The sequence below is a fragment of the Aequorivita lipolytica genome (genome assembly GCF_007997135.1).
Taxonomy (GTDB): Bacteria; Bacteroidota; Bacteroidia; order Flavobacteriales; family Flavobacteriaceae; genus Aequorivita; species Aequorivita lipolytica.
This window is the reverse complement of record NZ_VORU01000015.1, coordinates 1-12,634: the sequence shown is the minus strand read 5'-3', so window position 1 is coordinate 12,634 and position 12,634 is coordinate 1. Positions and strand designations below refer to the sequence as shown.

The window sequence follows — 12,634 nt, the reverse complement described above, 5'->3', positions numbered from 1 at the left end:
CCCGTCCATTGCGACGGGTTTTTTATTGCTAAAATTTTTAATATAAAGTTTATTCTGCCTTTAACCACTTCAGTTTTAATTTTGAATTTTTCCGTTCCACGGGCTGCATCACCAAAGTATCACCCCTGAAATAAAATCTTCTTTCCGCCGTCAATCCAAATTCAGAGGGGTTTGAATGTGAAAGTTTATAATGGGAAACAATACTATCCTTTTCCGAAACTTTATAATTACCCATATAATAATAGGATTTCGTAATATGTCTTAAAGCTTCCAAAGGAATAGAATCATTGAAATTCGGAAACTCGATTCCAGCTTTTTCGTAGCCCTTTTCATATAAATGAAGCGCAACATGGCCGTTGCCATCGTATAGCAAATACCCGTCCATTCCGCCGCGATAATGGCTCCAAGTGTTTGTTGCGGTATCGCGTACTTTCATACTTTCAAGTTTCCAAAGTCCTGTTATTGTTGGGTTCGTTGGTTTTTTGTTTTGGCAGGAAAATGAAAATGCTAAAATCCCAACGAAAAAAACATATTTTAAAATAATCATTATACGCATTGTGTTTTTATTAATAATCAACTCTTCCCTCCTTCGCTTCCCACTTTTTGAAAACTTTTCTGCCTTCTTCCCTATCGAGATTTATAAATTTTATGTTTCTGTTTTCAATATCCTTATCAATTTCATCGTAAATAAAATGATCGTCAAAACCTATTTCTGCTGCATCCTCCTTTGTGCAGGCATAATAAACTGCTTTGAATCGCGCCCAATAAATGGCGCCCAAACACATTGGGCAAGGCTCGCAGGAAGTATAGATAATACAATCATCCAATTGAAACGAACCAAGCTTTTCACAAGCTTTGCGGATTGCCACAACCTCAGCGTGAGCAGTTGGATCATTGTTTGATGTTACTTCGTTAAAACCTTCGGCGATGATTTCGCCATTTTTTACAATTACTGCACCGAACGGACCACCTGCATTGGAGTTCATTCCTTTTTCGGATAGTTCAATAGCACGTTTTATAAATTGTTTGTCTTTTTCTGTATTCATTTTTAAAATATTTATTTAGTGCCGGTTGATTTCTCAATGGAACTTGCGTGATCTTTAATGACATACCATTTACCCTCTATCTTTTTCAGGTCATAGCTTACAATCATTCTATTGAAGTAGGGTTTCCCATCGCGCAGGGGTTCACGGTAAATAATTTCGATAATTGCCATTCCCACGTCCTGCCCTATTTCAGTATTTAAAATTTTTGTTTCAAAAGTCCAGTCAGGTGCCGCAAACCATTCTTTATGGTAATCCATAAAGCCATCCACCCCTTTAATTATTTCGGTTTTTGGCAATATAAGTTGCATTTGGCCATTTGGAGCCATTGTTTCTTTCAGTGAAACCAAATCTCGGTTTGAAACAGCATCTAAGTGTTTCTGCATTACTTATACAAATTCCTTTGTATTATTTATCGTAGATTTTTCAGTAGAATCCATTTCAACTATTTCTTCTTCTTTCTCTGAAGATGACTTGTTGTTGCACGATATAACAAGCATTCCTAAAAATAATAATACCGTGAATCCACTGATTTTGTAAAATGAATTTTTAAATTTTTTCATAATAGCTGTATTTAATGTTAATAGCTCAATTCGAAAAGAGCAACAGCTCTTCCCCATCTTCATATTTATGAGTGCCAACTTCTGAAAGACCGAGTTTTTTTAAAAGTTTTATGGAAGCTTCATTATTTGGTAATGTAAAACCCACTATTTTATTAATCGCTAGTTCTTGTGAAGCAAATTTCATTACTGCATTTGAGGCTTCAAAAGCGTAGCCCTTATTGAAGAATTCAGGTAAAAAAGCAAAACCAATATCTGGATGGTCAAGATTCTCGCGTTTGTAGAGTCCTGCAGAGCCTATAAAGGTCCCGTCTTTTAGTGAAACGAAATAAGGACCGAACCCATTTTTTTCGTAACTACTAAAATAATTTTTCTGTAAATAGGCTTCAGCATCCTCAATGGTTTTTATATTCCTATCGCCAATGTTTTTTAGCCAACCTTCGCTATTCATCAACTCAAAAATGAAAGGAGCATCGTTAAGCCTGTATTCGCGGATTTTAAGTCTTTCGGTTTCTATATTCATATCTTCCTTTCGATATTTTATAGAATCAAAGATAAATAAATGCTGGTTTGCTGTCTGCTTCAAATAAAAAAACCTTCAGCAATTTACTGAAGGTTTTCTCTAGTTTGGATAATTAATTCTTAACTTTTAAACAACGGCAAACCAGCCATCATTTCATTCACCTTTTCGGCAATACTTTCAAGTTTGGCTTCGTCTTCGTGATTTGAGATTACTTCATCAATCAAATCTACAATTTTTCCCATATCCTTTTCAACCAAACCGCGTGTGGTTACTGCAGCAGTCCCAATACGGATTCCGCTGGTAACGAAAGGTGATTTATCATCAAAAGGAACCATATTTTTGTTCACGGTAATATCTGCCTTGCCCAATGCTTCTTCAGCTTCTTTACCTGAAATATTCTTGTTGCGAAGGTCAATAAGCATCATATGATTATCGGTTCCACCGGAAATGATATCGTATCCTTTTTCAACAAACTTCTGCGCCATCACAGCAGCATTTTTCTTCACTTGTACCATATAGTGAAGAAAATCATCTGTCAGCGCTTCACCAAAAGCTATTGCTTTTGCTGCAATGATGTGCTCCAAAGGACCTCCTTGATTTCCGGGAAAAATAGCGCTATCCAGCAAACTACTCATCTTTTTAAGATTTCCATTTTTTAATTTTTGACCGAAAGGATTTTCAAAATCCTTACCCATCAAAATCATTCCGCCACGAGGACCGCGAAGGGTTTTGTGAGTGGTGGTGGTAACAACGTGACAATGTGGAAGCGGATCGCCTATAATTCCCTTGGCAATTAAGCCTGCAGGATGGGCTATATCTGCAAATAGCAGCGCTCCAATTTTATCTGCAATCTCACGGAAGCGCTTGTAATCGATCTCACGTGAATATGCAGAAGCTCCGGCAATAATCATTTTTGGCTTTTCTTTGATGGCTATTTCTTCCACTTTATCATAATCAATGAGGCCAGTTTCTTTATCAACACCATAGAATACGGGATTGTAAAGTCTTCCCGAAAAATTCACGGGCGAGCCGTGAGTTAAATGCCCACCGTGCGAAAGATCAAAGCCCAAAAACTTATCCCCGGGTTTTAAACAGGCTGCAAAAACTGCTGTATTCGCCTGCGAACCACTGTGTGGCTGCACGTTTGCATACTCTGCTCCAAAAAGTGCCTTTGCCCTGTCTATGGCTATCTGCTCTACTTCGTCTACCACTTCACAGCCCCCATAATAGCGTTTTCCGGGATAGCCTTCGGCGTATTTATTTGTTAGCACGGAACCTGCGGCTTCCAACACTTGGTCGCTTACAAAATTCTCTGAAGCAATTAGCTCCAGACCGTTCAATTGGCGTTGTTTTTCTTCTTTTATCAGTTCAAAAATTTGTTCGTCGCGTTGCATAATATCTGTAAAAGTTAATTAAATCCAAAAATACTAATTACATTCGGTAACTATAATGAAATCTATATATTTGATGAAGATTTTTACTAACAAAACACTGCTTGGAAATAAAAGACAATTATAATTAATCCTCTGATTTTAAACAATCTGAATTTTTTTACTTAGTTTTATTTTCAACAAAAAAAATAATTTTTGACATGCCTATAACTGCCAACGACCCCAAACGTAAAACCTGGCTCGATACAACGCCAGATACAGATTTTCCCATTCAAAATATACCTTTTGGTGTTTTCTTGACGCGAGATGATATTATTACCATTGGAACACGTATTGGTGATTATGCCATTGACCTTGGCGCCCTGCATCAATTGGGTTATTTTAAAGGAATTGAGCTTACAGATGATATTTTCCTTCAAGATACATTGAACGATTTTATTAGCGACGGAAGAAAAACCTGGCGCTTGGTACGAAACCGAATTGCCGATATTTTCGATAAAGAAAATCCTAAACTTCGCGAAAACGAAGATCATAGAAAGCACATCCTTTTCACAATGGACGAAGTGGAAATGCAGCTTCCCGTACAAGTGGGAGATTATACCGATTTCTATTCCAGTAAGGAACACGCTACAAATGTGGGAACGATGTTCCGTGGAAAAGAGAATGCTTTAATGCCAAACTGGCTTCACATTCCGGTAGGTTACCACGGAAGAAGTTCTTCAATAATCCCGAGCGGAATCAATGCACGCAGACCTTGGGGACAAACTATGCCCGATGGTGCTACAGAACCTGTTTTTGGTCCTTCTAATTTGGTAGATTTTGAATTAGAAATGGCTTTTATCACCACAGATGCGAACGTTTTGGGCGAACCAATTCCAGTAAACGAAGCTGAAGAATACATCTTCGGTTTGGTGCTTTTCAACGATTGGAGCGCACGCGATATCCAAAAGTGGGAATATGTACCTCTTGGACCATTTTTAGCGAAGAATTTTGCATCGTCTATTTCTCCATGGATTGTAACATTGGATGCCCTGCAACCTTTTAAAGTGGAGAGCCCAAAACCTGAAATGGAGCAACTGCCCTATCTTCAATATAAAGGAAAGAAAAGTTACGATATAAACTTAGAAGTTTACATTGCCCCTGAAAACGGAGCTGAATCTAAAGTATCCACTTCAAACTTTAAGTATATGTACTGGAATATGAGCCAGCAGTTGGCACACCACACTATTAACGGTTGCAACGTAAATAGCGGCGACATGATGGGTAGTGGCACCATTTCTGGATCAACGCCAGACTCTTATGGCTCTATGCTAGAACTTACCTGGCGCGGTGAAAAGCCCATCAAGCTTTCCGACGGTTCTCAAAGAAAATTTATAAACGATAACGATACTGTAATTTTAAAGGGTTACTGCAAAACTGAAGACGTACGGATTGGTTTTGGAGAATGCAGAACTAAATTACTTCCTGCGATCAAGCAATAATTTTATCCGCGAATTCACGAATTATTATTAAAAAAAAATATTCGTGAATTCGTGGTTTATTTTTTTACTCAAATTATTTCAAAAACATATTTGAATAAAAATTGGCATTACTATTGTATTTTAGCCTTCATAACCAAATCAATTTCGTTATGAAGGCTTTTTACTTATTACTATTCGCAGCACTTTTAAGCATTTCTTGCAATAGCGTAAAACGCACCCAAAAGTTCGTTGCTCAAGGCGATTACAACCAAGCTATCGAGCTAGCCGTTAAAAAACTTCAGAAAGATAAAGGAGCGAAAGAATACGATGCCCACATTCGTGTTTTGGAAGAAGCATTTTTAAAAGCAAAGGATAAAGATACGCGCCACCTTAGTTTTCTGAAGAAAGAAAATAATCTAGCTAACGCCAAAGAAATCTATTATACTTATTTAGATCTTCAATCGCGGCAAAATTTAATCCGTCCACTACTTCCGTTATACAGTCTTTCAATGGGCAGAAAAGCAAATTTTGTTTTTTCTGATTATAGCGATGATTTATTGAATACAAAGGAAGATTATGTGAAATCTCTATATCAAGAAGCCATTGTATATATGCAGCGAAATACCAAACAGGATTACCGCAGTGCGTTTAATGTTTTATGCGAATTGGATGAGGTGAAACCAAACTACAAAGATGTTCATCAGTTAAAAGAAGACACTCGCTTTCGGGGAACTGAATTTGTATTTGTTGCTATTAATAATCAAACTGGCCAGTTTATTCCGTTCAGGCTGGAGAAGGATTTGCTTGATTTTAACACCTATGGTTTAAATGATTTCTGGACAGAATACCACAGCCAACGAGAAAACGGAATCAATTATGATTTAGGTATCGATTTAAATTTCCAAACCATTCAAATTTCTCTGGAACGCATTGCAGACAGACAATACACTAAAAAACAACGTGTAAAAGATGGGTATGATTATAGACGTGATCGCGCAGGTAATATTGTGCGCGACAGCTTGGGCAACCCTATTAAAGTTGAAAAATTTATAGACGTTTCTGCTACGGTTTATATTACTACTCAAGAAAAAGCTGTGCTCGTAGGCGGAACTGTAATATATAAAGACTTGAACAAAAGACGAAATCTTAACAGTTTTCCACTGTCTTCAGAATTTGTGTTTGAAAATGCCTATGCAAGCTTTCGCGGTGACGAAAGAGCTTTGACTGGTGATGACCGCAGAATTTTGAACAATCGGTTTATACCTTTTCCAAACAACGAACAAATGGTTTTTGATGCTGGGCAGAATATAAAAGAAAGGTTTAAGGAGATATTGCGGGATAACTCCCTTTAATTCCTAAATAAATTTCGCCAAATGCGAGGCCTCAATAGAATTATGCGAATCGTGATGCACCACTACTCCATTTTTAATAACAATCATTTGAGGGCTTTCGTGCTGCACTTTAAATCGGGAAGCTATTTCTGCTGAAATATCCCGGTTTTGCAATAAATCGAGATAATACAATTTTAGCTGATCATCAGTAAGATTGTAATTCTTCTCCAATAACTTCAAAACCCCTCGGCTAATTCCGCAGCGGGTTGAATGTTTAAAAATTGCAACTGGCTTTGTTTTGGACTGTTCAATTATTTCATCCAATTGCTCCATTTTGCCCAACACGTGCCAAGGCACTTCTACTATTTCTTCTTTTGCGATGTCTCTTGTAGACTTAAATTTGTCAAAAAATCCCATAAATATATCTTTTATTCAAAACTACAAGTTTCAATGGAGTTTTGTTCTAAAAGAAATGATAAAGTAATGATTTTTGAAGCAGTCATAATGTCTGTTAAACCAAGGGGTTAAGCCGACATTTTGTCGTAATTTTAAAGTGGCTTTGTATTTGAAATTAACTTACCACAAACAACGAATAATAAACTTCTTCATATATGAATTTTAACAACTTTACAATTAAAAGTCAGGAGGCTATACAGCAAGCGCAACAAATAGCGCAAGGATTTGGCCATCAGCAGATTGAAAACGAACATATACTCAAAGGAATTTTTGAGGTAGATGAAAATGTAACCCCGTTCATCTTAAAGAAACTTAACGTCAACTTGGTTACCCTAAAACAGATTTTAGACAAGCAACTGGAAAGCTTTCCAAAGGTTTCGGGCGGAGATATTATGCTTTCGCGCGAAGCCAATAAAACGGTAATTGAAGCCAGCAACATTGCCAAAAAGATGGGCGATGAATACGCCTCAATTGAACATCTTCTGTTAGCGATTCTGGGCTCAAAGAGCAGCATTGCGCAAAGCTTGAAAGACCAAGGTGTAACCGAAAAAGGAATGAAAGCCGCAATTCAAGAACTGCGAGGAGGTGAAAGTGTTACTTCCCAAAGTGCTGAGGAAACCTATAATTCTTTGAACAAATACGCCAAAAACCTCAACCAACTTGCCCGTGATGGTAAGTTGGATCCAGTGATTGGCCGTGACGAAGAGATTAGACGAATCCTTCAAATCCTTTCGCGAAGAACAAAAAACAACCCTATGCTGGTTGGCGAACCCGGTACTGGTAAAACTGCAATTGCCGAAGGTTTGGCGCACAGAATTGTAGATGGCGATGTTCCTGAAAACTTAAAGACCAAAGAAATTTATTCTTTGGATATGGGCGCGCTAATAGCCGGGGCAAAGTATAAAGGAGAATTCGAGGAACGCTTGAAAGCCGTCATCAAAGAAGTAACTTCCAGTGAAGGCGATATCGTACTATTTATTGACGAAATACACACCCTTGTTGGTGCTGGAGGCGGACAAGGCGCAATGGATGCCGCAAACATCTTGAAGCCCGCACTTGCTCGAGGTGAATTGCGTGCAATTGGTGCTACTACCTTGGACGAATACCAGAAATATTTCGAAAAAGACAAAGCCTTAGAGCGTCGTTTCCAAAGAGTTGTTGTAGACGAGCCCGATACCGAAAGTGCTATTTCAATACTTCGTGGTATAAAGGAAAAATATGAAACTCACCACAAGGTGCGTATTAAAGACGAAGCAATTATTGCTGCCGTGGAGCTTTCTGAACGTTATATTACAAACCGTTTCCTTCCCGATAAAGCTATTGATTTGATGGATGAGGCTGCTTCAAAACTTAGAATGGAAATCAATTCCAAGCCAGAGGAACTTGATGTCTTGGACAGAAAGATTATGCAGATTGAGATTGAAATAGAGGCCATAAAACGTGAAAAAGACGAAACGAAGTTGAAATCACTTCACGCAGATTTGGCTAATTTAAAAGAAGAACGCAACGAACTTAACGCAAGATGGCAAAGTGAAAAAGAGGTTGTAGACAATGTTCAAAATCTAAAAACCCAGATTGAGGAATTCAAACTAGAAGCCGAACGTGCTGAACGTGATGGCGATTTTGGAAAAGTTGCAGAGCTTCGTTATGGAAAAATCAAAGATGCACAGGCAGCTTTAAATGAATTGGAAACCCAACTTGCCGAAAACGACGAAGGTACTTCAATGATTAAAGAAGAAGTAACTCGCGAAGATATTGCAGAAGTGGTTGCAAAATGGACCGGAATCCCTGTTACAAAAATGCTACAAAGCGACCGTGAAAAATTGTTGACTTTGGAAGACCACCTCCACAAACGTGTGGTTGGGCAAAATGAAGCAATTATTGCGGTTAGTGATGCCATTCGCCGTAGTCGTGCAGGATTGCAGGACGAAAAGAAACCGATTGGTAGTTTCCTTTTCCTTGGAACAACGGGTGTTGGCAAAACCGAGCTTGCAAAAGCCTTAGCAGAATACATGTTTGACGATGAAAACTCAATGACACGTATAGATATGAGTGAGTACCAAGAACGCCACAGCGTGAGCCGTTTAGTGGGTGCGCCTCCCGGATATGTGGGTTATGAAGAAGGTGGTCAGCTTACTGAAGCCGTTCGCCGCAAACCATATAGCGTTGTATTGCTGGACGAAATTGAAAAAGCACACCCAGATACATTCAATATTTTATTGCAGGTTTTGGATGAAGGCCGATTGACGGACAACAAAGGTCGTCTTGCAGATTTCAAAAACACGATCATTATTATGACCAGTAATATGGGCAGCCAGATAATCCAGGAGCGTTTTGAAGCCGTAAAGGACCCAGAAACCGCAATGGAAGGCGCCAAAGTGGAAGTGCTTGCACTATTGAAACAAACTGTACGCCCAGAGTTTTTAAACCGTATAGACGACATAATAATGTTTACACCGCTTTCAAAAACTGACATTCACAGAATAGTGGAGCTGCAACTGAAAGGCGTTTCCAAAATGTTGATGAAACAAAATATTGTACTAGATGCAACACCGGAGGCCATTACTTACCTTTCAGAAAAAGGATACGACCCACAGTTTGGTGCAAGACCCGTGAAGAGAGTAATACAGCGCGAAGTGCTAAACGAATTAAGTAAAGAGATACTTTCCGGAAAAATAACAACGGATAGTATCATTCTATTGGACAGTTTTGACGATGCGCTTGTGTTTAGGAATCAAGAAGATTTAGTTGAGTAGTTGTGGCTTTTATGCTTTAGGCCTTAAGCTATTAGCTATTAGCTATTAGCTATTAGCGGAAATTTTAAAAACCCCAAGCTTTTGCTTTGGGTTTTTAAGTTTTATTTGGATGGCTACGGGATGCAATTGACTGATAGCACGGAGCAATGACTTTTAAATGACGTTACGATGGTTTTTATTTAATACTCCTTAGGCCTTCGTATACCACAATACTTACAGCGTTGGCTAAGTTCAGGCTTCTAACATGATTACTGTAAATTGGAATTTTATAAAGTTTATCTGCATTTACAGCGGTTATACTTTTTGGCAAACCAACAGACTCTTTTCCAAAAATAAGAAACATATCGTCCTTAAAGTCTATAGACCAATAATCCTTCTCTGCTGAACTTGAGAGAAATATCATGTTTTTGTCCTTATTTATTGAGAAAAATTCATCCGAGCTTTCATAAATATGTAGCGAAATGTGTTTCCAATAATCTAGTCCAGCTCTTTTTAATCTTGAATCATTTAATTCAAACCCAAATGGTTTTACTAAATGCAATACTGATCCTGATGCCAAACTAAGACGACCAATATTACCAGTGTTCATTGGTATTTCTGGTTCTATAAGCACGATATTATATCCCATATGTTTTAAAGTTTTTAAGAATTTACAGAGTTACGGTTATGATTATTCAGGATTAAAAAGTACTAAACTTTCACTTATCCACTGAACCAAAACTCTTTATTTTGTTTTAATTTTTCTCTTTATACATCGTCCTCTGGGCTCATCACCCTCGTAGAGCACAATTTCGGAATGTAGGAACTGTGCGGCCGCTGCTGAATCTTTCACTTTGGAAGCACTGCGTTCCAGCATTTCTGATTCAAACTCAGTTAATACACTTTTTCTCACTCCAATTTCTCTCCATTGCGATAAGGGTCTACATCCTCTTGAGATCCCCCGAGCCAGCGCCAGCGCATCCAGCAGTGCTTGATTCGCCCCCTGTCCTTTGAATGGACTCATAGGGTGAGCGGCATCTCCTATCAAGGTAAGAGGTCCTGCTTTCTCCAATAATTCTGACTCGAGTAATTCTCGATCATACACTGGATAGCCAGAAACTTGAGCTTCCAAGGTCGCCGTTAAAATCTGAGGAATGGGGTCGTGCCACTGCGCTCTTTCACACGCTTCTGTCTTGAGTGCTTGAGATCCTTGAGCACTCAACGCCTTAGCCTCTTTTTCTGACATTGGGAAGCTAAGTTGCCACATCACCGAGTTTGACGCATACGGCATCACGTAGATCCGCTCATTGCCATTGGCGGTTTGAAATACCGTGGCTGAGTCCAGCAAAGAATTATCGTAATCTTCCAGAGCTTCCAGAGAACAAATACCCAATATAACCATACACCCTAGGTAACGTAAAGGAGTAACATCCTCACCAATCAGCAAGCTTCGCACCGAACTACGAATACCATCGGCTCCAACCACAAGATCTGCCTTGGCGCGCTTCAGCTCCCCATTTACTTGAAAGCTCAGCGCAACACCTTCACCCTCACATTCCTTAAAATCTACTAACTGATGCCCCCACTGCACTGCATTATGACCACCTAGTTGCTCAAGCAGGGCTAAGCGCAAAGACTGCCGTGCTATATGCACATTTGTGCGCTTCACAGACTTTTTCGCATCTTGCTGCATCCACTTTCGCATACCCCATTCACCAATTACTTTTCCTTCTGTAGTATGAACCAGATGTCTTGTTGAAATTACTCCTTCTTCTAACAAGAAAAGACCCAATCCCTCAATCACTTTGCTAGCTTGTTGCAAAGTGAGGCCATAGCCTTGGGATCGCACATCGAAGTTACTATCGCGTTCATAAAGAGTAAAAGGAATTCCACGGTGCAAACAAGCCACAGCCAGTGCCACACCTCCTATACCGCCACCTATAATTGCTAGGTGTGGGTAGTTTTCCTTATCTGCTTTAGGAGGACTAGCAGCGGGAACCAACCCAGAGCCAGAGCAGTTCAAGCAGGAATATAGGTGGCCTTTAGGACGAACTGGTGCCGTCCCTTCGGCGTTCGATTTTTCAAATTGATCTAATTCCCTCTGGTATTGGAGTCGTACTTTCTTACGGATCCTCCGGCTTTTTTTACCACGCCCCATACATTCTTTACAGATAGTCCAGCTAGCTGCTATATTTTCAACTTTTTTCACTTCGTTTTTATTTAATCTGCTCCAGTCTGTTTGAAAAAACTTTTTGCTTGGGGATTCTTGTGTTTATCTGGCTGGCCAATCGTCGCAAGCGCGATATAGCGGGGCGGGAACCCTTGTTTATTCTGTATTCGAAAAAATGGTGATATCTGGCTTGAAAACATTGCATCTAACACACTCAAATTATCAAATACATTCCGCCATTTAAAAAATAAACCGCTCTTAAATCAGCTTATCTAAGGTCGGCTTTATGAAAATTATAGGGTTGTGCAACGGTTACCGTTGTTGCCTACAGTTATTTCTGCGCAACCTTTTTACCATTCCGATATTCGATTTCCAATTCTTTTCCGTCATCATCGTAACAAAATTCCGTTCCGTGTTTTTTGTTTTCCAAATATTCGCAACGATAAGTTAGCTTGTCATCTTCGTATTGTTCAATCAAGGTTTTCTTTCCGTTTTGGTCGTAATATTTGAATTCGACCGTTGGTTTAGATAATCCGTAAGTGGTTACTTTTTTCTTGTCGAACGTTTTTTCATAAAATTCCGTCAGTTCTACTGGTTTTGGTTTTTCAGTTCCGTTATAGTAGAGTATCGATTTAACCGGAATTCCTTTTTCATAATACTCTTCGTAAACTAAATGTCCGTTTCTGCGAACTTTTTGCGCTTGTCCAGAGAATAATTGTTCGTTCGCCACTTTATACGCCAAATTATTTTCCACATAAATTTCTTTCAGTCCGACTTTTTCTTGAGCGAAAAGTCCGCTGAATGAACAAAATATTATGATTAGCAAAATGTTTTTCATAATGTTCGTTAAGGCACATAGTTTACAAAGTTAAAGTCACATGCTTTACACTAGATTTTGACTTAGTCTAATTGATACTTGTTTTTCTCTTATTTTATTTTCATTAAAGTAGCCTAAAAATACGTCT

Annotated in this window: 13 protein-coding genes; 3 read left to right on the top strand and 10 right to left on the bottom strand. The window is 38.9% G+C overall.

The features are described from left to right. Positions 1-49: 49 nt before the first annotated feature. The 6 genes from ESV24_RS13755 to glyA all read right to left on the bottom strand — a co-directional run bounded on the left by ESV24_RS13755 (position 50) and on the right by glyA (position 3,520). The gene (locus ESV24_RS13755) at positions 50-547 is read right to left on the bottom strand and encodes a lipocalin-like domain-containing protein (RefSeq protein ID WP_160110634.1); all 498 of its coding nucleotides are present in this window, start codon (positions 545-547) and stop codon (positions 50-52) included. Between the two features lie 19 nt (positions 548-566). After that, positions 567-1,046 carry a nucleoside deaminase gene (locus tag ESV24_RS13750; RefSeq protein ID WP_111816955.1) on the bottom strand — a complete coding sequence of 160 codons (480 nt, stop codon included), beginning with the start codon at positions 1,044-1,046 and terminating at the stop codon, positions 567-569. 11 nt (positions 1,047-1,057) lie between these two features. After that, positions 1,058-1,429 carry a YybH family protein gene (locus ESV24_RS13745; protein ID WP_111816954.1) on the bottom strand — a complete coding sequence of 124 codons (372 nt, stop codon included), beginning with the start codon at positions 1,427-1,429 and terminating at the stop codon, positions 1,058-1,060. A gap of 3 nt (positions 1,430-1,432) precedes the next feature. After that, a complete protein-coding gene (locus tag ESV24_RS15395) occupies positions 1,433-1,606 on the bottom strand; it encodes a hypothetical protein (RefSeq protein ID WP_160110633.1) in 174 nt (57 codons plus the stop codon). A 25-nt stretch (positions 1,607-1,631) separates the two neighbouring features. Then, complete coding sequence (locus tag ESV24_RS13740; RefSeq protein WP_111816994.1) at positions 1,632-2,126, bottom strand: GNAT family N-acetyltransferase; 495 nt, start codon at positions 2,124-2,126, stop codon at positions 1,632-1,634. A gap of 119 nt (positions 2,127-2,245) precedes the next feature. Further along, entirely contained in the window at positions 2,246-3,520 is a 1,275-nt protein-coding gene (glyA, locus tag ESV24_RS13735) for a serine hydroxymethyltransferase (protein WP_111816953.1), read from the bottom strand. 197 nt (positions 3,521-3,717) lie between these two features. On the opposite strand from glyA, the gene fahA reads away from it, so the two are divergent. Both fahA and ESV24_RS13725 read left to right on the top strand, forming a co-directional pair. Continuing rightward, complete coding sequence (gene fahA / locus ESV24_RS13730; protein WP_111816952.1) at positions 3,718-4,998, top strand: fumarylacetoacetase; 1,281 nt, start codon at positions 3,718-3,720, stop codon at positions 4,996-4,998. A 149-nt stretch (positions 4,999-5,147) separates the two neighbouring features. Continuing rightward, complete coding sequence (locus ESV24_RS13725; protein ID WP_111816951.1) at positions 5,148-6,329, top strand: hypothetical protein; 1,182 nt, start codon at positions 5,148-5,150, stop codon at positions 6,327-6,329. Positions 6,330-6,332: 3 nt separating this feature from the next. Here ESV24_RS13725 and ytxJ read toward each other — a convergent pair whose 3' ends face one another. Continuing rightward, a complete protein-coding gene (ytxJ, locus tag ESV24_RS13720) occupies positions 6,333-6,725 on the bottom strand; it encodes a bacillithiol system redox-active protein YtxJ (RefSeq protein ID WP_111816950.1) in 393 nt (130 codons plus the stop codon). A gap of 194 nt (positions 6,726-6,919) precedes the next feature. Between ytxJ and clpB the strand changes: the two genes are divergently transcribed. Beyond that, complete coding sequence (clpB, locus tag ESV24_RS13715; protein ID WP_111816949.1) at positions 6,920-9,520, top strand: ATP-dependent chaperone ClpB; 2,601 nt, start codon at positions 6,920-6,922, stop codon at positions 9,518-9,520. 175 nt (positions 9,521-9,695) lie between these two features. Here clpB and ESV24_RS13710 read toward each other — a convergent pair whose 3' ends face one another. From ESV24_RS13710 to ESV24_RS13700, 3 genes are all read right to left on the bottom strand, one after another. Beyond that, complete coding sequence (locus ESV24_RS13710; RefSeq protein WP_111816948.1) at positions 9,696-10,148, bottom strand: tRNA (cytidine(34)-2'-O)-methyltransferase; 453 nt, start codon at positions 10,146-10,148, stop codon at positions 9,696-9,698. Positions 10,149-10,244: 96 nt separating this feature from the next. Continuing rightward, entirely contained in the window at positions 10,245-11,657 is a 1,413-nt protein-coding gene (locus ESV24_RS13705; RefSeq protein ID WP_394364094.1) for an FAD-dependent oxidoreductase, read from the bottom strand. 343 nt (positions 11,658-12,000) lie between these two features. After that, positions 12,001-12,507: a toxin-antitoxin system YwqK family antitoxin gene (locus ESV24_RS13700; protein ID WP_111816946.1), complete on the bottom strand. Its 507-nt coding sequence runs from the start codon at positions 12,505-12,507 to the stop codon at positions 12,001-12,003. Between the last annotated feature and the right edge of the window lie 127 nt (positions 12,508-12,634).